This is a genomic window from Kitasatospora sp. NPDC085464, assembly GCF_044541955.1.
GTDB lineage: Bacteria > Actinomycetota > Actinomycetes > Streptomycetales > Streptomycetaceae > Kitasatospora.
The window spans coordinates 182405-203772 of record NZ_JBITTM010000009.1 but is presented as its reverse complement, the minus strand read 5'-3'; the positions used below and the strand labels follow the sequence as shown (position 1 = coordinate 203772).

22 protein-coding genes and 1 pseudogene are annotated in these 21368 nt (G+C 73.1%); 16 read left to right on the top strand and 7 right to left on the bottom strand.

What is annotated here, in order from left to right; genetic code table 11:
• Positions 1-4 precede the first annotated feature (4 nt).
• A complete protein-coding gene (locus ACIGG8_RS10700; RefSeq protein ID WP_396546990.1) occupies positions 5-1078 on the bottom strand; it encodes a TIGR04222 domain-containing membrane protein in 1074 nt (357 codons plus the stop codon).
• A 30-nt stretch (positions 1079-1108) separates the two neighbouring features.
• Positions 1109-2418 (bottom strand): annotated as a pseudogene (locus ACIGG8_RS10695) (DUF692 domain-containing protein).
• Between the two features lie 268 nt (positions 2419-2686).
• On the opposite strand from ACIGG8_RS10695, the gene ACIGG8_RS10690 reads away from it, so the two are divergent.
• From ACIGG8_RS10690 to ACIGG8_RS10655, 8 genes are all read left to right on the top strand, one after another.
• Positions 2687-3607, top strand: coding sequence for a GNAT family N-acetyltransferase (locus ACIGG8_RS10690; RefSeq protein ID WP_396546989.1), 921 nt, complete (start codon positions 2687-2689; stop codon positions 3605-3607).
• Positions 3608-3723: 116 nt separating this feature from the next.
• Positions 3724-4527 carry a hypothetical protein gene (locus tag ACIGG8_RS10685; RefSeq protein WP_396546987.1) on the top strand — a complete coding sequence of 268 codons (804 nt, stop codon included), beginning with the start codon at positions 3724-3726 and terminating at the stop codon, positions 4525-4527.
• A 120-nt stretch (positions 4528-4647) separates the two neighbouring features.
• A complete protein-coding gene (locus tag ACIGG8_RS10680; protein ID WP_396546985.1) occupies positions 4648-5661 on the top strand; it encodes an MBL fold metallo-hydrolase in 1014 nt (337 codons plus the stop codon).
• Positions 5662-5809: 148 nt separating this feature from the next.
• The gene (locus ACIGG8_RS10675) at positions 5810-7807 is read left to right on the top strand and encodes an ATP-binding protein (RefSeq protein ID WP_396546984.1); all 1998 of its coding nucleotides are present in this window, start codon (positions 5810-5812) and stop codon (positions 7805-7807) included.
• Positions 7804-8235, top strand: coding sequence for a roadblock/LC7 domain-containing protein (locus tag ACIGG8_RS10670; RefSeq protein ID WP_350521411.1), 432 nt, complete (start codon positions 7804-7806; stop codon positions 8233-8235). The genes ACIGG8_RS10675 and ACIGG8_RS10670 overlap by 4 nt, the downstream gene beginning before the upstream one ends.
• On the top strand, positions 8232-8585 hold the full coding sequence (locus ACIGG8_RS10665; RefSeq protein ID WP_350521410.1) for a DUF742 domain-containing protein: 354 nt from the start codon (positions 8232-8234) through the stop codon (positions 8583-8585). Before ACIGG8_RS10670 ends, ACIGG8_RS10665 begins: the two co-directional genes overlap by 4 nt.
• A gap of 139 nt (positions 8586-8724) precedes the next feature.
• Positions 8725-9285, top strand: a complete 561-nt coding sequence (locus ACIGG8_RS10660; RefSeq protein WP_396547026.1) for a GTP-binding protein — start codon at positions 8725-8727, stop codon at positions 9283-9285.
• On the top strand, positions 9282-10475 hold the full coding sequence (locus ACIGG8_RS10655; protein ID WP_396546982.1) for a cytochrome P450: 1194 nt from the start codon (positions 9282-9284) through the stop codon (positions 10473-10475). The genes ACIGG8_RS10660 and ACIGG8_RS10655 overlap by 4 nt, the downstream gene beginning before the upstream one ends.
• A 123-nt stretch (positions 10476-10598) precedes the next feature.
• On the opposite strand, the gene msrB is transcribed toward ACIGG8_RS10655, so the two are convergent.
• From msrB to ACIGG8_RS10635, 4 genes are all read right to left on the bottom strand, one after another.
• Positions 10599-11003: a peptide-methionine (R)-S-oxide reductase MsrB gene (msrB, locus tag ACIGG8_RS10650; protein ID WP_350521408.1), complete on the bottom strand. Its 405-nt coding sequence runs from the start codon at positions 11001-11003 to the stop codon at positions 10599-10601.
• A 39-nt stretch (positions 11004-11042) separates the two neighbouring features.
• Positions 11043-12473, bottom strand: coding sequence for a UDP-N-acetylmuramate--L-alanine ligase (gene murC, locus ACIGG8_RS10645; protein ID WP_396546980.1), 1431 nt, complete (start codon positions 12471-12473; stop codon positions 11043-11045).
• Positions 12474-12604: 131 nt separating this feature from the next.
• Entirely contained in the window at positions 12605-13066 is a 462-nt protein-coding gene (locus ACIGG8_RS10640; protein ID WP_350521407.1) for an indole-3-glycerol phosphate synthase, read from the bottom strand.
• A gap of 73 nt (positions 13067-13139) precedes the next feature.
• Positions 13140-13910 carry a pyrimidine reductase family protein gene (locus ACIGG8_RS10635; protein ID WP_396546978.1) on the bottom strand — a complete coding sequence of 257 codons (771 nt, stop codon included), beginning with the start codon at positions 13908-13910 and terminating at the stop codon, positions 13140-13142.
• A gap of 113 nt (positions 13911-14023) precedes the next feature.
• Between ACIGG8_RS10635 and zapE the strand changes: the two genes are divergently transcribed.
• The 6 genes from zapE (at position 14024) to ACIGG8_RS10605 (ending at position 19972) form a co-directional block, all read left to right on the top strand.
• A complete protein-coding gene (gene zapE, locus ACIGG8_RS10630) occupies positions 14024-15067 on the top strand; it encodes a cell division protein ZapE (RefSeq protein ID WP_396547024.1) in 1044 nt (347 codons plus the stop codon).
• A gap of 60 nt (positions 15068-15127) precedes the next feature.
• Positions 15128-15505: a type II toxin-antitoxin system RelE/ParE family toxin gene (locus ACIGG8_RS10625; protein ID WP_396546976.1), complete on the top strand. Its 378-nt coding sequence runs from the start codon at positions 15128-15130 to the stop codon at positions 15503-15505.
• The gene (locus ACIGG8_RS10620) at positions 15502-15810 is read left to right on the top strand and encodes a helix-turn-helix domain-containing protein (protein WP_396546974.1); all 309 of its coding nucleotides are present in this window, start codon (positions 15502-15504) and stop codon (positions 15808-15810) included. Before ACIGG8_RS10625 ends, ACIGG8_RS10620 begins: the two co-directional genes overlap by 4 nt.
• 44 nt (positions 15811-15854) lie before the next feature.
• Entirely contained in the window at positions 15855-17945 is a 2091-nt protein-coding gene (gene uvrB / locus ACIGG8_RS10615) for an excinuclease ABC subunit UvrB (protein WP_350521405.1), read from the top strand.
• Positions 17946-18194: 249 nt separating this feature from the next.
• Complete coding sequence (locus ACIGG8_RS10610) at positions 18195-18773, top strand: TerD family protein (protein WP_350521404.1); 579 nt, start codon at positions 18195-18197, stop codon at positions 18771-18773.
• A gap of 203 nt (positions 18774-18976) precedes the next feature.
• Positions 18977-19972 (top strand): TerC family protein, encoded by a 996-nt coding sequence (locus ACIGG8_RS10605; RefSeq protein WP_396546972.1) that lies wholly within the window; start codon positions 18977-18979, stop codon positions 19970-19972.
• Between the two features lie 61 nt (positions 19973-20033).
• Here ACIGG8_RS10605 and ACIGG8_RS10600 read toward each other — a convergent pair whose 3' ends face one another.
• Positions 20034-20783 carry a GntR family transcriptional regulator gene (locus ACIGG8_RS10600; protein ID WP_396546970.1) on the bottom strand — a complete coding sequence of 250 codons (750 nt, stop codon included), beginning with the start codon at positions 20781-20783 and terminating at the stop codon, positions 20034-20036.
• 103 nt (positions 20784-20886) lie between these two features.
• Here ACIGG8_RS10600 and ACIGG8_RS10595 point away from each other — a divergent pair, with 103 nt between their 5' ends.
• Positions 20887-21150, top strand: coding sequence for a hypothetical protein (locus ACIGG8_RS10595; protein ID WP_350521401.1), 264 nt, complete (start codon positions 20887-20889; stop codon positions 21148-21150).
• Positions 21147-21365, top strand: a complete 219-nt coding sequence (locus ACIGG8_RS10590; RefSeq protein ID WP_396546968.1) for a hypothetical protein — start codon at positions 21147-21149, stop codon at positions 21363-21365. Before ACIGG8_RS10595 ends, ACIGG8_RS10590 begins: the two co-directional genes overlap by 4 nt.
• The last annotated feature ends 3 nt before the right edge of the window (positions 21366-21368 follow it).

Below are 21368 nucleotides of genomic sequence, written 5' to 3'. Positions count from 1 at the left end.
CCGGTCAGGAGCCGCAGCCGCCCCCGCCGCAGCTCGATCCGCAGCTGGAGGACGAGGAACCGCAGCTGGAGGACGAGCCGCAGCTGGAGGAGGACGAGCCGCAACTGCCGGAGGAGGAGCCGCAGCTGGACGAGCCGCAGCCGCTGCCCCCGCCGGAGGACCCGGAGTCGGAGGAGCCGCACCAGGAGGCGGGGCTGCCGGACGAGCACGAGGAGGACGAGCACGAGGAGGACGAGGACGAGGAGTTCGTGAACCAGGACGAGCCCGTGGAAGCCTGTCGCATCATTTCCTCCTCCTCGGCCGTCGCGCCGAGCATCGCGGCCTCCAGCTCCTGGTTCTCCAGCCCGGCGGCGGCCAGCCCGCCGAGTGCGAGCGCGCCCAGCAGCGCGCCGCCCGCCAGCATGGGCGGCACCCCTGAGCCGGGCGTCCACGGCGAGCCGCCCATCAGGGTCAGCTGGCGCGCCCCGGCCGGGGTGATCCGGCCCCTGACCGGCCAGGTGGCCAGCAGCGTGACGGCGCCCACGAACAGCAGGAGGCCCGGGATCCAGAGGTCGGGGCGGTCGTGGCCGGGAGCGCCGTCGTCGAGCAGCGCGGCGGCGACGGCGAAGGCCACGACGACGAGCATCGCGAGCCAGAGCAGCCGGCGGGCGGTGCGGGCCCGCCGCAGTCGCTCGGGGCGGCGCAGCAGGCCGCGGTCGGCGAGCCGGCCACCGATCTCCTGGACGGCGTCCGAGCGCATCACCATCCGGCGCAGCGGGCCGATCTCCCGGCTGCCGGTGGGGCCGACGGCCTCGTGGACCGCCTGGTCGACGGCGTCGTACGGCTTGCCGCCGGTGAGCGTGACCAGGCCGGAGCGGCTGATCACGACCTGCTCGGCCAGGTGCATCCGGACCAGCGCGGTGTCGAACACCCGGCCCGGCCCGCCGGACAGGAACGCGGTGTCCAGCAGCGGCAGACCGCGGCCGGGCAGGCCCTTGGCGTACCGGACGCGGCCGATGTGCTGCCGGGTCCGGGAGGCGTACAGGGCGGCGGCCGCCAGCAGGACGGCCGGGACGGCGAAGTAGCTGTTGTGCCACATGGGCGGTTCCCCCGGGATGACGATGGGTCGCTAGCCGCGCAGGGCCCGGCGAAGGCGGGCGAGCGGGCCGGGCGGCCGTACGGGTGCCGGGTGGAGCCACTGCTCCAGGGCCCGGCGGTGGTGGGCGGCGGTCGGGCCGCCGTCGGTGAGCACCCACTGGGCGAAGGCCCGGGCGTCGGCGCGGTAGCCGCCGGTCTGCGAGTGGGTGCGGGCGTAGTCGAGGAAGAGCGGCCCGTACCGGTCGCCGAGCAGGCGGGGCAGGTCCGGGGCCACCTTCGCGGTGGTGTCGCGCCGCTTGGCGGCGAGGCCGGTGGACTGGACGCGGACCTGGACCGGGTCGAAGCCGGGCGGGACGGGCCCGCCGGCCACCAGGGCGGCCAGCAGCTCCTCCTGGCGCCGGGCCAGCCGCTCCCGGGCACCGGCGGTGCCGGGGGCCTCCGGGGCCGCGGTCGGGCCGGTCGCCGTGGTCGGGTCGCTCGTCACCGGGTGCTCCCCTCCAGCACCCGGCGGATGGCGTCCAGTTCACCGGCCAGCTCACTGGGCGGCGGGAAGTTCGCGTCCCGCTCCAGCAGGACGCCGGGCGGTGCCACCCGCGCGCAGAGCTCGGCCAGCACCTCCAGCACCGGCTCGGTGACGGGGTGGGCGTGCGTGTCGTGCCAGGTCCCGTCGACCAGGGTGCCGCCGGCGACGTGGACGTAGGCGAGCGCCTCCAGCGGGAGGCGGTCGAGTTCGGCGGCCGGGTCGACGCCGAGGTTGACCCGGTTGGTGTGCAGGTTGGCGACGTCGATCAGCAGCCGGACGCCGGTGCGGCCGACCAGCTCGGCGAGGAACTGCCCTTCGGTGAACTCGTCTTCCGGCCAAGCGAGTTGGGCGGCGATGTTCTCCAGGGCGAGTGGCACCGGGAGCTGGTCCTGGGCGATCCGGACGTTCTCGGCGATCACCCGCAGCGAGTCCCGGGTGCGGGGGACGGGCAGCAGGTGACCGGCCTCCAGGCCGCCGGCCCGGACGAAGGCCAGGTGCTCGGTGACCAGCGGGGATCCGAGCGCCAGCGCGGTGTCGGCGAGTCGGGCGAGACGGCCGGGGTCGGGCAGCTCGGCGCCGCCGAGACCGAGACCGACGCCGTGCGGGACGACGGTGACGCCGCGCTCGCGCAGCGCCGTCAGCGAGTCGGGCAGGTGGCCGGCGCAGACGTTCTCGGCGACGACCTCGACCCAGTCCAGGCCGGGTTGGCGCTCGACCACGGTGTCGATCTCCGGGCGCCAGCCGAGGCCGACACCCAGGCGGGCGGGGACGGCGGGGCCGGTGGCCGGTGCGGGCCGGTCCAGGGCAGCGGAAGTCATGGGTTCGCCCCCTTCGGAGGGCTGGGGTGGGAGGGCCGTCGGGTGGTGCGGGCGTCGTCGCCGGGCTTTCCACGGCCGTGTTGCTGAGGATGTCCCCGGGCGGGGTGGCTGCCAAGCCTCACCCGGTCTTCTCAGAGCATTATTTGAGCTTGCCGCCCCGGAAGGCCCGGCTCCAGCCCTCCGCCGCGGCCGTTCCCGCAGCTGGGGCGCCCTTTCGCGGCGAAAATTCGAAGGCGGTGCGCGGGCGGCGCGGCTAGCGTGGGAATCCATGACTTCTTTGACGATCCGTGAATTCCACCCCGACGACGCCGCCGCCGTGGCGGCCGCCCACCGGGCCGGGCGCGAGCACCTGGTGCTGAGCGCCGAGGCCCTGCTCTGGCTGAACGACCGGCCGAATCCCCAGGAGCACTTCCGCACCTTCGTCGCCGAGTGCGACGGCCGGGTGGTCGGCGCGGTGCGCTGCGGGCTGGTGCGCGGGACGACGACCGCCGGCGTCGGGTACGCCAACGGCAGCGTGCTGCCGGAGTTCCGGCGCCGCGGCGCCGCGACCGCGCTGCTGGCCGCGGCCGAACGGCACCTGGTCGAGCACGGGGTGACGGAGCTGCACACCTGGCTGGACGACGAGCCCGCCTCGCTGGCCTTCGCCGCCGCCCGGGGCTACGAGCCGGGGCGCCCCGCGCAGTTCGGCGGACGGGACCTGACGCTGCCGCTGCCGCAGGCACCGGTCCGGCCGGCCGGCGTCGAGCTGCGCCCGGCCACCGACTGGGCGGACGACCCCCGCCCGCTGTTCCTGGTCGAGGCGGACGCCATCCGGGACGAGCCCGGCGAGGTGCCGATGGACGCCCTGGAGTACGAGGAGTGGCTGCGGGGCGACTGGGCCCGGCCGGACCTGGACCTGACGCTGACCGTGGTCGCCGTGGTGGACGGCGAGCCCGCCGCGTTCACCCTGGCGCAGACCGACGGGGTGGACCGTTACTGGTCCGCGTTCACCGCCTGCCGCCGGGACTTCCGCGGGCGCGGTCTGAGCAAGCTGGCCAAGCTGGAGTCCCTGCGCCTGGCGGCCGCGGCGGGCTACCGGCGCGCGTACACCTCCAACGACGAGACCAACGCGCCGATGCTCGCGGTCAACGCGTGGCTGGGGTACGAGCGCTGCGCGGGGGAGCGCAAGGGGATCAAGCGCCTGAAGTGACCCTCGGAGCGGTGATTCTGACACCCGGAATCGCCGTCAGGGGGTATTTCCGGCCACGGGCGGGGACTTAACCAGGGCGTACGGTTCGTGGTCGAGTCTTCCTCCGGGGGGATGATATGGACATCCTGCTCCAGGCACTGATCGCATCGGTGCCGGCCGTGATCGGCTTCCTCGCGGCCCGCTCCCTCGCCCGGACGAGACTGTTCCTGCGCTACGGCTTCCTGAGGGCGCTGCTCGCGCCGTACAGCCGGGTGCAGATCATCACGCCGAGCATCGAGGTCGCGGAGTTCGCCCTCACCTCGGACGGCTGCCAGCTGACCAGCCGCGGGCCGAAGAACGTGCTGTTCATGCCGATGGCCGAGGCGAGGGCGATAGCGGAACTCACCGACCTGCTGCGCAAGGTCAACCGGAAGGCGACGATCGAGCTGGTGGTGGCGGGCGCGCAGGACCCGCGGATGCCGACCTTCTCGATCGGCGGCCCGAGCGTCAACGCCTACTCCGGCGGCGTGCTGGACGCGGTGTTCCCGGACTTCGCGATCGAGTACCCGGAGGCGGCCCGCGCCCGCTGGGGCGGGATGACCTTCGAGGCGCTGTACAACCCGGCCGGGGAGCTGATCCGCGACCACGGCTTCGTCTTCGTCACCCGCACGCCCCGGCACGCGCCCTGCGTCGTGCTCTGCGGGGTGTTCGCCTTCGGCTCCGCGATGGCGGTGGAGGCGCTGACGGCGGCGAGCCGGAACTCCCCGCTGGCGGCGCTCTTCCGCTCGGGGGAGAAAGGATTCGCCGCGGTGGAGGGCCGGGTGATCGGGCTGGACACGGTGGACGTCACGGTCGAGGTCTGCCGGGTCCTGCCCGCACCCCGGTCGGACGTCCCGTCGGGCTTCCGGGGCGAGGTGTCCGTCAGTCGTCCCGACCAGTGAGACAATTGGTCTCGGACCTGCGGTGCGAATCCGGACAGACGGGCGAGAGCAGGCCATGAACTCCGGCTATTCGTACAGGTTTTGCCCCGCCCTTGACGCATCATGGGCATAATCGCGCACATGACGATCAACCGTGCGAACGTGAGCGCGATTGCCGAGGACCTGTACGTGTGGCTCCCCCCGAAGCGGGGCTGGGGCCTGGCCAACTGCGGACTGCTGGTCTCCGACACGACCGCGCTCTGGATCGACACGCCCTACGACCCCTCGATGGCGGGGGAGTTCCTCGCCGCGAGCCGCCGACTGCTGCCGGCCGGGGTCGAGATCGACCGGGTGGTCGTCACCCACGCCAACGGCGACCACCTGTGGGGCGCCGGCGTGGTGCCGGCCGCCGAGGTGATCGCCACCCGCGAGGCGCTGGAGCACATCCACTGGGAGCCCACCCCGAAGCAGCAGCACGCCCTGGTCACCGACAGCGATCCGGACTCGCTGCTCGGCGGCTACCTCAGGGAGCACTTCGGGCGCTTCGACTGGTCCGCCACGGACCCGGTGCACCCGGACACCGTCTTCACCGGCGAGCTGGAGCTGCGGGTCGGACGCCACCCCGTGCAGATCACCAGCCTGCCCGCCGCCCACACCGGCGGCGACCTGATCGTCCACCTCCCGCACCAGCGCGCGGTGTTCACCGGCGACGTCATCTTCTCCTCGACGCCGGAGCAGCCCGGCGACCACCCCTCGCACTGGGCGGGCCCGCTGGAGAACGTCATCGGCGCCTGCGAGCAGGCCCTGGCCACCGGCGCGGAGATCTTCGTCCCCGGCCACGGCCCGGTGCTCGACCGCGACGGCGTCCGGGGGCACATCGGCTACCTCGCGTACGTCCGCGAGCGCGCCCACGCCCTGCACGCCGCCGGCATACCCGCGCTGGACGCCGCCCGGCGGGTGATCGCCGAACAGCGCCACCCCGAACTCGGCCTGCCCGAGCGGCTGGTGCTCACCGTCGCCGCCGAGTACCGGCACCTGGACGGCTCGGCGGCGCCGGGCGCGCTGGAAGCCATGGGGCAGGTCGCCCTGGTCGCCCGGGAGCTGGCCGAGGGCCCCGCCGCCCGGATCCCGCGCCCGCGCCCCGCCCGGAACTGACACCCGGCTCCGCGCCCCGCGGCTCCGCGCCCCCGGTTCCGCGCCCCGCCCGGAACCGGGCCGGCCGGGAAGCCGCCCCCCATGCCCCGCCCGGAACCGGGCCCGCCCGCCTGCCCGGCCCGCCCCGCAAGCACTCCCGAGGACTCCGATGACGCAGATCGCGCTGATCGCCCTGGCGCTGGTCGCCGCCGTGGCCGCGGCCGTGCTCGCCCGCGGCCGGGCCGGGGCCGTCGCCCGTGCGGCGGCCGCCGAGACCGCGCTCACCCGGGGCGAGGAGCGCGCCCGCGTCGCCGAGGGCCGCCTCGCCCGCACCGAGCAGCAACTGCGCGAGGCCCAGGAGACCGCCCGGCGCTCCACCGACGAGGCCCGGCGGGCGGAGGGCCGCACCCGCGTCGCCGAGGACGCCGTCCACGAGGCGCAGGACGCGGCCCGGGAGGCGCAGGAGGCCGTCCGGGACGCCCTGCGGCAGGGCGCCGCCGCGACCACCCGTGCCGAGGAGGCCGACCACCGCCTGGCCGCCGCCGAGGCGCGCGCCGCCGCGCTGCTCGCCGAGATCGGCCACCTCGCCCAGGAGCGGGTCGCCGCCACCGCCGTACGGCTCAGCCACGCCAACGCCCCGGTGGTCGGCCCGCTGGACCCGCAGATCGTCGGCCCGGAGGCCGTCCGGGCGCTGCAGTCCGTGCTGGACGCCACCGCCGCCGCCCTCGCCGACGAACGCGAACGGGTGGACGCCGCCGCCCGCGCCGCGATGCGCGGTGCCACCTCCCGGATCCAGACCCTGCTGTACCAGATCCAGAGCCTGGTCCAGCAGCTCCAGCACGACAACGACGACCCCCGGCTGCTGGAGGTCGACTTCCGCAACGAGGTCGCGCTGCGCCGGATCCAGACCGTCGCCGTGCTCTGCGAGGCCTGGCCGGGCCTGGCCCGCACCGACTCGTCGCTCGCCGAGGTCGTCGTCGGCGCCCTCTCCCGGGTGCCCGGCTACGCCCGGGTCAAGGTCGCCAACCACCTGCGGGAGCACCGGCTCGCGGTCGTCGCCCGGGCCGCCGAGCCGATCGCCGTCACCATCGCCGAACTGCTCGCCAACGCCACCGCCTACTCCCACCCGGAGACCGACGTCCCGGTCACCGTCCAGCAGGGCGGCCGCGGCGCGCTGGTGATCATCGACGACAGCGGCATCGGCATGGACGAGGACCAGCTGCGCCGCGCCCGCCGACTGCTCTCCGGCCCGCCGGACCTCCTGCTCACCGAGCTCGGGAACCCGCCCAAGACCGGCTTCGCGGTGATCGGCAAGCTCGCCCGCCAGTACGGCTTCTCCTGCCACATCGAGCCCTCGCCGTACGGCGGCATGCGGACCATCCTGCGCATCCCGGCCGGGCTGGTGACCGTCGTCGACGACGAGCAGCCGCTGTCGGTGCTCACCCCGCTGCCGTTGCGGGCCGGGTCCGGCCCCGCGCCCGCGCCCACCGTCGCCGCCGTCCCGCCGATGCGCGACGCCGACGAGCAGGACGGCCCGCAGCTCGCCGACCGCCACCACCAGCCCGGACCGCACCCGGCACCGGCCATCCGCGTGGTGCCCGACCCGGGCACGGGCGGCCCGTCGGGGGACGCGGCGGCCCCGGACGGCCGGACCTCCCCCGCGTCCGAGGCCGCCCCGGCCTCCCCGGCTTCCGACGGCGCCTCCGCCGCCCGGGCCTCCGGCGACGCCCCGGCCGACGACGGCACCGGCCTGCCCACCCGGCGCCGCCGCCGTCCGCCGGCCCCCGAGGAGGCCGGTGCGCCCGCCGCCACCGCGGGCTCGTCCGTCGGGTCCGCTGTGGGATCCGCCGGCGGATCCGACGCCCCCGGTCGGTCCCCCGAGCGGGCCGCCGCCCGCTGGCAGGCGCTGCAGCAGGGCACCGACTCCGGCCGGGCCGCCGTGGCGCAGGCCGAACGCGAGAGTGCCGAACGCGAGAGTGCCGAACGCGCGAGTGCCGACCGTGCAGCCGCCGAACGCGCGAGTGCCCAGCGCGAGGCCGCCGACCGCGCAGGCGCCGCGACCCAGGACAGCACCACCACCGCCGGCACCCCCGGCGACACCACCACCGCCCGCCCCACCGGTGACCACACCACCGGCCCGACGACCTCAGAAGGAGCCGAGCAGTGAGCAGCTCGCCCAGCCCGACCGCCACCGACGAGATCTCGTGGGTGCTGACCCCGCTGCTGGAGCTGCCGGGGGTGCTGCACGCGGTCATCGCCACCGGGGACGGCCTGGTCGAAGGGGCCTCGGAGAGCCTGGGCCGGGCCTCCGCCGAGCGGGTCGCCGCGATGACCGCCACCGTGCACGCCGCCGCCCGCGCCTTCACCGGCGCGTTCACCGACGCCGAACGGCCGCGACTGGCCCAGACCGTGGTGGAGTCCGACCTCGGCTACGCCATCGTCGTCCCCGCCGGGGAGAACACCTCGCTCGCCGTGTTCACCACCCCGGACGCCCAGCTCGGCAACGTGTCGTACCAGATGCAGGTGCAGGTCGCCGCCCTGGGCCGCGCGCTCGCGAGCCCGTGCCGGCGGCAGGGCGACACCGGCCGGTCATGACCGCCGTCCCCCGCAGGCGGATGGTGCCCGCCTACCTGGCCACCGGCGGCCGCAGCCGCCCCGGCACCGAGGGCTTCGAGCGACTGACCGTCCTGTTCGCCGACCGTGCCGAACCGCCGACCGGGCTCGAACCCGAACACCGCCGGCTCTGGGAACTGCTGTGCCCCGGCGCGCTGACCGTGGTGGAGGCCGCCGCGCACCTGCGCCTGCCGGTCAGCGCCACCGTCTTCCTCGCGGCCGATCTGGTCGAGGCGGGCTGCCTGCACGCCCGCGCACCGATCCCGCGCGCCCAGCAGACCGACCGCTCCATCGTCGAGAGGCTCCTCGTTGGACTCCGTGCGCTCCGGTGACCGGGCCGCCGACCCGGTCGGCCGGTCCGTCGATCCACCCGTCGACCCGCCCGACGGCCACCCCGACGGCCACCCCGACGGTCACCCCCCGGGGCCGCCGGAACGGGTGGGCTACCTGCCCGACCGGGACCAGACGCTGATGAAGCTGGTGGTCGCCGGCCCCTTCGGCGTCGGCAAGACCACGCTCATCCGCACGCTCTCCGAGATCGCCACCCTGCACACCGAGGAGGCGATGACCGAGACCGGACGCCCGGTGGACGACCTGGCCGGCCTGCCCGAGAAGACCACCACCACCGTCGCCGTGGACTTCGGCCGGCTCACCCTGCCCGGCAACGTCGTGCTCTACATGTTCGGCACCCCCGGCCAGCGCCGCTTCTTCCCGCTCTGGCAGGACATCGCCCGCGGCGCCCTGGGCGCGCTGGTGCTCGCCGACACCCGCCGGCTGGCCGACTCCTTCGAGATCATGGACATGGTCGAGGAGCAGGGCCTGCCGTACGCCGTCGCGGTCAACTGCTTCCCGGACGCGCCGGTCCACCCGGTCGAGGTGCTCCGCGCCCACCTGGACCTGCACCCCGCGACCCCCCTCCTGCTCTGCGACGCCCGCGAACGCGAGGGCAGCCTGGACGCGCTGATCGCGCTGGCCGAGCACGTCCTCGACGCCCTGCCCACCGCCTCCACCGTCACCCAGGAGTGCCCGTGACCGTCGAGACCCGCCCGATCCCGATCCACGGCCCGGTCTTCGCCGCCGACCCGCAACTCGTCTACGAGCGGCTGCGCCGGCACGGCCCGGTCGCCCCGGTGGAGATCGCGCCCGGCGTCGAGGCCCTGCTCGTCACCGACTACCAGGCCGCGCTGGACCTGCTGCGCGACAGCGACACCTTCTCCAAGGACTCCCGGGCCTGGCAGCGGACCGTCCCGCCGGACTCCCCGCTGCTGCCGGTGCTCGGCTACCGCCCGACCGCCCTGTTCAGCGACGGCGAGACGCACGCGCGCTACCGCGCGGTGATCACCGACGCCCTCGCGCTGTTCGAACCGCACCGGCTCCAGCGCCAGGTCGCCGAGACCGCCCACCGGCTGATCGACCGCTTCGCCGCGGTCGGCCGTGCCGACCTGATCGCCGAGTACGCCCGCCAGGTGCCCGCCTCCGTGCTCACCACCTGGTTCGGCGTGCCGGAGGCGCAGCACGCCGAGGTGGTCGCCGCGATCACCGGGCTGATCGAGGGCACCGCGCAGGCGGGCGCCGCGTACGGGAAGCTCCTCGCGGTGGTCACCGCCATGGTCGCCGAACGCCGCGCGCGCCCCCGGCACGACCTCGCCTCCTGGTTCGTCACCCACCCGCGCGGGCTGGACGACGACGAGGCGATCCGGCAGATCAGCCTGACCATGATCGCCGGGCACGAACCGACCACCAACCTGATCGGCAACGCCCTGCTGCGCCTGCTCACCGACGCCCGCTACGCCGGCTCGCTGTTCGGCGGCGCGATGACCGCCCACCAGGCGATCGACGAGGTGCTCTGGCACGAGCCGCCGCTGGCCAACCTCTCCGCGCACTACCCGCGCTACGACATCGTGTTCCACGGCCGTGAGATCAAGGCCGGCACCCTTCTGCTGGTCTCCTACGCGGCCGCCAACTCCCAGGCCGCACCGCCCACCGACGGCGGCGGGCTGCGCAGCGGCGAGAGCGCCCACCTGGCCTGGGCGGCCGGCCCGCACGCCTGCCCGGCCCGCGACCCCGCCCTGCTGATCGCGATCACCGCGATCGAGCAGCTGGGCAGCCGCCTCAGCGACCTCGAACTGTCCACCCCCGCCGACGAGTTGCTCTGGCGTCCGGGCCCGTTCCACCGCGCCCTGGTGCACCTGCCGGTCCGCTTCGAGCCGGTCGCCGGGTAACGCCCGCGCGGCCCGCCGGGTACGACGGCCCGACGGTACGAGGCCCCGGACGCCCCGGAGGCCGCGGACAGCGCGGAGGCCCGGACAGCGCACAGCGGTGTCCGGGCCTCCTCGCCGCACGGCCTACTCGGCCGGCCGCAGCGTCAGCGAGACGCTGTTGATGCAGTAGCGCTGGTCGGTCGGCGTGCCGTAGCCCTCGCCCTCGAAGACGTGCCCGAGGTGCCCGCCACAGCGCGCGCACCGCACCTCGACCCGGCGCATGCCGAGCGTGGTGTCCTCGATGTACTGGACCCGGTCCTCGGCCAGCGGCGCGTAGTACGACGGCCAGCCGCAGTGGCTGTCGAACTTGGTCTCGGAGCTGAACAGCTCCGCGCCGCAGGCCCGGCAGCCGTAGACGCCGACCGTCTTGGTGTCGGTGTACTCACCGGTGAACGGCCGCTCGGTGCCCGCCTCGCGGAGCACGTGGTACTCCTCGGGGCTGAGCTCGGCACGCCACTCGGCCTCGGACTTCTCGATCTCGTAGCTCATCACGGCTCCCGTTCGCGGTGGATGTCGGACGGACGTACGTCAGACGTTGGAAGCAACGTTCGCGAGGTGCTCCAGGCCCCTCTCAAGATAGTCGAGGACGGCCGGCCCGAGGTTGGTGACGTCGCCCGCGCCCATGGTGAGCAGCAGGTCGCCCGGGCGGGCGAGGCCGGCCAGCACGGCGGGGGCGGCCGCGAAGGAGCGCTCGGCGGTGACCTCGGCGCCGGCCCGGCGGGCGGCGTCGATGATCAGCTCGCTGGTCACGCCGGGGATCGGGTCCTCGCGGGCCGGGTAGATGTCCAGCACCACGGAGGCGTCGGCCAGCGCCAGGGCCTGGCCCATCTCCTCGGCGAGCTGCTGGGTGCGGCTGAACAGGTGCGGCTGGAAGACCACCAGCACCCGGCCCTCGCCGTCCAGGCCCTCGCGGATCGCCTCCAGGTCGGCGGTCATCTCGGTCGGGTGGTGGGCGTAGGAGTCGATCACCTGGACGCCGGCGGCCTCGCCCTTGAGCTGCAGGCGGCGGCGCACGCCGGTGTAGGCGCCGAGCGCCTTGGCCAGGTCGGCGGCCGGGACGTCCAGCGCGACGCCGGCGGCCAGCGCGGCGACGGCGTTGTGGGCGTAGTGGCGGCCGGGCACCGACACGGTGAAGGTCAGCTCGGTGCCGTCCAGCAGGACGGTGACCTCGCTGGTCATGCCGCGGGCGACCACCGAGAGCACCCGGACGTCGGCGTCCTCGGCGGAGCCGACGGTGACCACGTTCAGGCCCTCGCGGCCGGCCACCCGGGAGGTCAGCTCGCGGGCGCCGTCGTGGTCGGCGGAGACCACCAGGGTGCCGCCGGGGACGATCCGGCCGACGAAGGTCTCGAAGGACTCGTAGATCTCGTCGATCGAGGCGTAGTTGGCGTGGTGGTCCAGTTCCACGTTGAGGACGATCGCCACCTCGGGCGCGTACTTGTGGAAGCTGCGGTCGCTCTCGTCGGCCTCGGCGACGAAGATCTCCCCGGTGCCGTGGTGGGCGTTGGAGCCGGGCGCGTCGAGGTCGCCGCCGATCGCGTAGGACGGGTCGAGGCCCAGTTCGCCGAGGGCGACGGCGAGCATGCTGGTGGTGGTGGTCTTGCCGTGGGTGCCGGCCACCGCGAGCGCGCGGCGGCCGCCCATCAGCGCGGCCAGCGCGTCGGAGCGGTGCACCACCGGGATGCCGCGCTCGCGGGCGGCGGCCAGCTCCGGGTTGTCGGCGCGGATCGCGCTGGAGACGACCACGCTGCTGGTGCCGTCCGGCACGTGCTCGGCGGCGTGGCCGACGTGCACGGTGGCGCCGAGGGCGCGCAGCGCGAGGACGGTCTCGGACTCCTTGGAGTCGCTGCCGGAGACGCTGGCACCGCGCACTGCGAGGATCTTCGCCAGGCCGGACATCCCGGCGCCGCCGATGCCGATGAAGTGCGGGGCGTGCAGGTCGTGCGCGGCGTCGTTCAAGGCGTGGCTCCGTACGGGCGGGGGCAGACAGGTCGGGCGGACGGCTCGGCGCCCGTCGGCGTGGGAGCCGACGTGGGAACCGTCCTCGCGGGCGGACCGCAAGGACGATTCTGCACCACCGGCGCCCGCAGCTAGGAGTCGCTGGCGAACAGCCTCAGCACCGGGACCCCCACCTTGTGCCGGGCCTGCGAGGCCCAGTCGCGGTGGAAGAACTCCTCCACGAAGTGCGGTGAGGTGAGCACCACCACCTCGTCCGCCCGGTGCTCCTCGACGACCGCGCGCAGCCGTTCCAGGGGCTTGTCCTCGACCAGCTCGCCCACCGCCTCGGCCCCGGCCGCGCGCAGGTGGCGCAGGCTGTGCTCCAGCGACTCGGTGGCCACGGTCGGCCCGCTCTCGGACTCGTCGTGCTCGTGCCTCACCTTGTCGAGGTGGCCGAGGGCCACGTCGTCGAGCGCCCGCAGCAGTTCGTCCTGCTTGCCGCGCGGCTGCATCAGGACGACGAAGGAGACCTTCTCGTCGCTGTGGAGCGTGGTGACGAGTTCCACGTCCGCGTCCGAGAGAGCCTTTTCGATCATCAGTACCGTCTTGAACACGTGAGTCCCTTCCAGTGGCCGGCCCCCGGGCCCCGGCATCGCATAACGGGATCACGAGCGGGGGGTCACGGGGTCATTCCGAACCCAGGTGACGCAGGTAGCGGGTGAAGAGGAATCCTTTCTGCTCGATCAATGAGACCAGCCGCATCCGCTGCACGTCAGGCATTTCCGCATCGCGGAGGATGCGCGGCGCGTCGCCGCCGGTGAGCAGCGGGGCGAGCGACAGGCACAGCTCGTCCAGCAGGTCCGCCGCCGCGAGCTGCCCCAGCAGGCGCGGGCCGCCCTCGGTGAGCAGCCGGGTCCAGCCCCGCTCGGCCAGCGCGGCCACGCCCGCCCGCAGGTCCACCGAGCCGGTGCCGGCGAGTACCACGTCGGCCACCTCGGCGGCCGCCCGGCGGCGCTCCTCGGGGGCGTCCTCGGTGGTGATCACCACCGTCCTGACCAGCGGTTCCGTGAACAGCGGCGCGGTCAGGTCCAAATCCAGCGAGCGCGACACGATCGCGATCACCGGCGCCGGGGCCTGTCCGGCCGCGGCCCGGGCCGCCGCGAACTCCCTGCGGGCCCGGGCCGGCCGGTAGCCCTCCGCGCGGACCGTCTCCGCGCCCACCAGCACCACGTCCGACAGCGCCCGCAGCACCCCGAAGATCCGCTTGTCGGCGTCGCCGGAGAGCCCCTCGGACAGGCCGTCGAGCCGTGCCCCGCCGTCCAGGCCGGCCACCATGTTGGCGCGCAGCCAGGGGCGGCCCCGATTCACCTGTTCGGGGTACGCGTACACGGCGGCGAGCGACTCCAGTGCGGCCGGATCGGCGACCGGCTCACCCAGCGGGCTGATCAACTGTTGCATGCCCTCAGTGTTCCACCGCAGGTCGTCCGGAGGCGGTTCGGAGGCCACCGGGACCAGGCGTACCCTCTACTGATGTGCCCGCAGCCTCCCGCCCCGACACCGCGACCGAGTCCATAGCCACCGCGAGCGCGGCCGGCTCCCCGATCGCGCTCACCGACCGCCGTCCCGTCGTGCCCGCCGAGCGGCTGGTCGCCGAGATGGTCCCGCCGCCCCGGTTCGCCGAGGTGAGCTTCGGGTCGTACATCCCGGACCAGAGCCAGCCCAGCCAGTACGAGGCCGTCCAGGTCCTGGAGCAGTTCGCGGCCACCCTCGCGGGAGGAAACGGTTCCGCACCCAAGCGCAGCTGGTTCCGCCGCTCCGCCCCCGCGCCCACCGGCCCGGCCGGCGTCTACCTCGACGGCGGCTACGGCGTCGGCAAGACCCACCTGCTCGCCTCGCTGTGGCACTCCGCCCCGGGGCCGAAGGCCTTCGGCACCTTCGTCGAGCTGACCAACCTGGTCGGCGCGCTCGGCTTCCAGCAGGCCGTGCAGACCCTCTCCCGGCACACGCTGCTCTGCATCGACGAGTTCGAGCTGGACGACCCGGGCGACACCGTGCTGGTCTCCACCCTGCTCGGCCGCCTGGTCGACAACGGCGTCAAGCTGTGCGCCACCTCGAACACCCTGCCCGAGAAGCTGGGCGAGGGCCGCTTCGCCGCCGCCGACTTCCTGCGCGAGATCCAGGGCCTGTCCGCGCACTTCCGCCCGCTGCGGATCGACGGCCAGGACTACCGCCACCGCGGCCTGCCCGACGCCCCGCCGCCGTACTCCGACGAGGCCGTCGAGGCCGCCGCCGCCCGCACCCCCGGTGCCTCGCTGGACGACTTCGACGCCCTGCTCGCCCACCTCTCCGCCGTCCACCCCAGCCGCTACGGCGCGCTGCTGGACGACGTCACCGCGGTCTGCCTGCGCGGCGTGCACCAGGTCGACGACCAGTCGACCGCCCTGCGCCTGGTCGTCCTGGCCGACCGCATGTACGACCGCGAACTGCCCATCACCGCCTCCGGGATGCCCTTCGACCGGGTCTTCCCCGAGGACATGCTCCGCGGCGGCTACCGCAAGAAGTACCTGCGCGCGATCTCCCGCCTCGTCGCCCTGGCCCGCGACAGCGCCAAGTAGGCCCCGGCCGTAACCCCGGCCCCGGTCACGCGTTGCTCCTTGCGGAGCGAAGGGGGGCGCATGACCGGTGGCGGGCCCGGAGCGGGCTACTCGGTCGAGATCGAGCCCGAGGCGCGCGAGTGGCTGCGCCAGTGCCCGCTCCCCGAATACCGTGCGGCCGAGCGCGCCGCGGACCGACTGGCGGAGGACGGCGAGCTCCTGCCGTTCCCGCTCTCCAGCCACCTCGGCGGTGGTCTGCGGGAACTGCGGGTCGGCCCGGTGCGGATCACGTACTGGCTCGCACCCGGGCGGAGGGCTGTGCTGCTGACGGTCTTCCGCAAGACTAGGAACCGCGAAACGGACCAGGTCGAGCGGGCACGGCGAGCCCAGAAGGTGTGCGAGGCCGAGCACCGGCCCGCAGCCGACCACGAGGTGTACGACCGGGAGGAGCAGCGGTGAGCAGCGGCTATCACACGCGGTGGGTCGTGCCCCCGGAGCACCGTGAGAGCGAGGAGTACCGGGCGGCCGGGCGGCGGATGGCGCTGGCCGAGGCCGTGTACGTCCGCCGGTCCGCCCTGGGCTGGAGCCCGGCCCAGCTCGCCCAGCGGGCCGGGCTGGACGAGGAGACGGTCGAGAGCATCGAGGAGAGCGGCATCGATCCGACGCTGCCGCTGATCGAGCGCCTCGCCGCCGCCTTCGACTCGGTCGTCCGCATCGACCCCGCCCGCGAGCCCGCCATAAGGTTCGAGGCGCACGCGGCCTGACCGAAGCACCCCCGGCTGTCAGTGGTGGGTCGTACGGTGGAGTCGTGCGTCCCATCACGAGTATTGAGCGGTCCGTGGCGCCCTTCGAGGTCGTCAGTCCCTTCCAACCGAACGGTGACCAGCCGGCGGCGATCGCCGAGCTGGAGCGGCGGATCAGGGGAGGGGAGAAGGACGTCGTGCTGCTCGGTGCCACCGGCACCGGCAAGTCGGCCACCACGGCCTGGATGATCGAGAAGCTGCAGCGGCCCACCCTGGTGATGGCGCCGAACAAGACGCTGGCCGCGCAGCTGGCGAACGAGTTCCGCGAGCTGCTGCCGAACAACGCGGTCGAGTACTTCGTCTCGTACTACGACTACTACCAGCCCGAGGCGTACGTCCCGCAGACGGACACCTACATCGAGAAGGACTCCTCGATCAACGAGGAGGTCGAGCGGCTGCGCCACTCGGCGACCAACTCGCTGCTCACCCGCCGGGACGTGGTCGTGGTCGCGTCCGTCTCCTGCATCTACGGCCTCGGCACCCCGCAGGAGTACGTGGACCGGATGGTGCCGCTCAAGGTCGGCCAGGAGATCGACCGGGACGACCTGCTGCGCCGCTTCGTGGACATCCAGTACGCCCGCAACGACGTCGCCTTCACCCGTGGCACCTTCCGGGTGCGCGGCGACACCATCGAGATCTTCCCGGTCTACGAGGAGCTCGCCGTCCGGATCGAGATGTTCGGCGACGAGATCGAGGCGCTCTACACGCTGCACCCGCTCACCGGCGAGATCATCAGCCAGGACGACTCGGTCTACGTCTTCCCCGCCTCGCACTACGTGGCCGGCCCCGAGCGCATGGAGCGCGCGATCACCGGCATCGAGCAGGAGCTGGAGCAGACGCTCGCCCGGATGGAGAAGCAGGGCAAGCTGCTGGAGGCCCAGCGGCTGCGGATGCGCACCACCTACGACATCGAGATGCTGCGCCAGATCGGCACCTGCTCGGGCGTCGAGAACTACTCGATGCACTTCGACGGCCGCGAGCCCGGCTCCCCGCCGAACACCCTGCTCGACTACTTCCCGGAGGACTTCCTCCTGGTCATCGACGAGTCGCACGTGACCGTCCCGCAGATCGGCGCGATGTACGAGGGCGACGCCTCGCGCAAGCGCACGCTGGTCGAGCACGGCTTCCGGCTGCCGTCCGCGATGGACAACCGCCCGCTGAAGTGGGAGGAGTTCCTGGGGCGGGTCGGCCAGACGGTCTACCTGTCGGCGACGCCCGGCCAGTACGAGCTGTCGCGGGGCGACGGCCAGGTCGAGCAGATCATCCGCCCGACCGGCCTGATCGACCCCGAGGTGATCGTCAAGCCGACCGAGGGCCAGATCGATGACCTGGTGCACGAGGTCCGCACGCGGGTCGAGCGGGACGAGCGCGTGCTGGTCACCACGCTGACCAAGAAGATGGCCGAGGACCTCACCGACTACATGCTCGGCCTGGACATCCGGGTCCGGTACCTGCACAGCGACGTGGACACCCTGCGCCGGGTGGAGCTGCTGCGCGAGCTGCGGGCGGGCCGCTTCGACGTGCTGGTCGGCATCAACCTGCTGCGCGAGGGCCTGGACCTGCCCGAGGTCTCGCTGGTGGCGATCCTGGACGCGGACAAGGAGGGCTTCCTGCGCTCCGGCACCTCCCTGATCCAGACGATCGGCCGCGCGGCCCGCAACGTCTCCGGCCAGGTCCACATGTACGCGGACAGGATCACCGCGGCGATGGAGAAGGCCATCGACGAGACCAACCGCCGCCGGGCCGTGCAGCAGGCCTACAACAAGAAGCACGGCATCGATCCGCAGCCGCTGCGGAAGAAGATCGGCGACATCCTGGACACCCTCGCCCGGGAGGACGTGGACACCGACGAGCTGCTGTCCACCGGCTACCGCAGCCCGGGGAAGGGCAAGGCCCCGGTGCCGGCGCTGGGCGCGGAGCGCAAGCCCGCCAAGTCCCTGCCGGCCGCCGAGCTGGCGGACCTCATCCAGGAGATGACCGACCGGATGCACAGGGCCGCCGCCGACCTGCAGTTCGAGGTCGCGGCCCGGCTGCGCGACGAGGTCAAGGAGCTGAAGAAGGAGCTGCGGCAGATGCGCGAGGCCGGCGTGGCGTAGCCGCCCGACCGGGGCGCCCGGGCTTGGCCGGAATGGCACCGGTCAAGCCCGGCGGTGTCTCAGCCTTGCCACAAACGGGGAAACCCTGAGGAGGCGGGGGTGTCGCAGGGCCTAGGCTGGCCTGCGGCATCGCGCTCATCGGACGGGCGCGGGCCGTATGCAGAGGGGGCCTCAGCCGGGGGACGGCGACGGGGTGTTCCAGGGGAGCCGGGCGGCAGCGACCGCGTGGCCGGCAGAGAGGACAACGTCGTGTCGGTGAACCTTGCCAAGGGGCAGCGGGTCAGCCTCCAGAAGGGGCAGGGCGGCGCCCTGACCGTGGTCCGGATGGGCCTCGGCTGGCAGGCCGCCCCCAAGCGGGGGTTGTTCGGCAGCCGTACCAGGACGATCGACCTGGACGCCTCGGCGCTGCTGTACGCCGAGCGGACCCCGTCCGACGTGGTGTTCTTCCAGCACCTGGAGAGCAACGACGGCTCCGTCCGGCACACCGGGGACAACCTGCAGGGCGGCTCGGGCCACGAGGACGACGAAGCGATCCTGGTCGACCTGATGCACGTGCCCGCGCACATCACCCAGGTGGTGTTCACGGTGAGCTCGTACACCGGGCAGACCTTCGCCGAGGTGCAGCGGGCGCACTGCCGGCTGGTGGACGAGACCACCGGGCTGGAGCTGGCCCGGTACGAGCTGGCGGGCGGCGGGCCGCACACCGGGCAGATCATGGCCAAGGTGGTCCGGGACGGCAACGGCGGCTGGGAGATGCAGGCGATCGGCGCCCCGGCGAAGGGGCGCACGTTCCAGGACCTGCTGCCGGCGATCGAGCCGTTCCTCTGACGCCGCTCCCCTGACGGATCTTTACCTTCTTTACCTTTCTTTGCCCGTCCTGTTACTCTCGATGGCAGCGGAGGGGAGTATTCCTCGACAGCCGACCCCGTCATCACGGGTGCCCGTCGCGGCATCCCGGGGCGCTGGCCCGATGGGCGGAAGAGACCTCCGGCAGTGACGACCTGTCTCGCCTAGCTGCCGGAGGAGCAGTAATGGACGTTTCCGTAACCATGTGGGCCACCACGATCGGTGTGCTGATCGCACTCGTCGTGGCCGATTTCTTCATCGGCGGCCGCAAGCCGCACGAGGTCTCGATCAAGGAGGCCGGGATCTGGACGGCCGTCTGGGTCGTGCTGGCGCTGCTGTTCGGCGGGTTCCTGTGGTGGCACTCCGGCGGGCAGCCGGCGGGTGAGTTCTTCGCCGGTTACATCACCGAGAAGTCGCTCAGCGTCGACAACCTCTTCGTGTTCATCCTGATCATGGGCAAGTTCGCGGTGCCGAGGATCTACCAGCAGCGCGTGCTGATGTTCGGTGTGATCATCGCGCTGGTGCTCCGCGCGGCATTCATCGCCGGCGGCGCCGCACTGGTCGCCCAGTTCTCCTGGGTGTTCTTCGTCTTCGGTGCCTTCCTGATCTGGACCGCCTGGAAGCTGATCAAGGAGGCGCGGGCCGAGGAGGAGGACGAGGAGTTCGAGGAGAACCGCCTGCTCAAGTCGATCACCCGGCGCTTCCCGTCGACCGACGGCTACCGCGGCACCAAGCTCCTGGTCCGGGAGCACGGCCGCCGCCTGATCACCCCGATGCTGATCGTCATGCTGGCGATCGGCACGACGGACGTCCTGTTCGCGCTGGACTCGATCCCGGCCATCTTCGGCCTCACCCAGGACCCGTACATCGTCTTCACCGCCAACGCCTTCGCCCTGATGGGTCTGCGCCAGCTGTACTTCCTGATCGGCGGCCTGCTGAAGAAGCTGGTGCACCTGAGCTACGGCCTGTCGGTGATCCTGGGCTTCATCGGCGTGAAGCTGGTGCTTCACGCCGCGCACGAGGCGGGCGCGACGTGGGCCCCGGAGATCGGCATCCCGTTCTCGCTGGGCTTCATCGTGGTGGTGCTGGCCGTCACCACCTTCACCAGCCTGCGGGCCTCGAAGAAGGCCGAACCGGCCGAGCGCGCCGAGCAGGCCGAGCCCGCGAAGCTCGACGCCTGACCGACAGCGAATGAGTCGGGGCCCCGCCGCCGGATGCGTCATCCGGCGGCGGGGCCCCGTCCTATGGGCGTCGGCCGTACTCGGCCACCCAGCGCGAGCCGAGCAGCACGATGTCGGCGGTCTCGACTGGGCGGCCGGTGGCCTGGTCGTAGTAGGTGCGCTCGATCGCCATCACGGGGACGGCGGGCGCGACGCCGAGGGTCTGGGCCTCGGAGCGGGTGGCCTGGCGGGCGCTGACCCGTTCGACCGGGACGCCGACCTCGATGCCGATGAAGGCCATGCGGTCGGCGACGCCGATGCCGGCGTGCGGACCGGCCTCCGGCAGGACGATCAGGCTGCCGCCGGTGATCGCCATGGACTCCCAGCTCTCGGCCAGTTGAGCCGGATCGCCGTCCGCCAGGTAGACGTAGCTGGTGTGCATCACCGGATCGCCGGGCTGGATCTCCAATCGGGCGGCGATTCGGGTGTCGGCGGCACGAGGCTGTGACTCGTGTCGCCAGGTTCCGACCACGCCTTGTCGGGCGAGAGCGGCCTCCGTCGGAGATCCGTCGCCGGGTGCGACGCGCTGGCGACGCACCAGGACGGCCGGTGGTTCCTGGGACTTCACGTAGTAACCGGCACCTGGCCGCGCGAGAACGAGTCCTTCGTCGATCAGTACGGCGTACGCCCGCTGGACCACGCCGGTCGAGACGTTGTGCTCGCGCTGAAGCGCACTGATGGACGGCATCCGATCGCCCGGCTGAAGCCGCCGGGCGGTGATGTGGCCGCGCAAGGTGTCCGCGACGTGCAGGTAAGAGGGTGTGTCGCTCACGCCTCGGCCTCCTCGCTCCGAATGGTGCGTTGCGGCTGACACCGTAACGCTCAGGCGGCTACTCTATCGATACGATTCCACCGTGCCGATAAGGGGAACGTCGGTGCAGATCAGCATGCGCACGAGTCTGCTCAAGGCCTCGCTCGGTCAGGCGGCCGGGGCTCCCGTGCGAATCACCAAAGGGAAGGCCGGTCGCGTCCGGCTCTCCACTACCGCACCGGGCGACACCTCGTCCACGCAGTGGACCGAGGTGCTCGACATCCTTCGGTCGGGCTGTGCCTGGGGCTCCACCGATGCCACGGGCGAAGTCATCGTCTGGGTGGAGCTGGAGGACTTCAACATGATCGACATGAGGGCCTGGTCATGACCGCTGCCGCCCGCCGCTCGGCCTCGCCGACCGGCATCGTGATCCGTTTCGATGTGCGCAAGGCCGGGCGCTACGTCAGCGCCGAGTGCCAGCTCGATGCGCATTGGGCCTGTCCCGGCGGTATCCGGGAGGTGTCCAGGGCCGTCGCCCTGGTGTGTCTCTGCATGGAACCGTCGTGTGCGTGCGCCCGGCACCTCTCGGGAAGCGAGCGCTGAGCC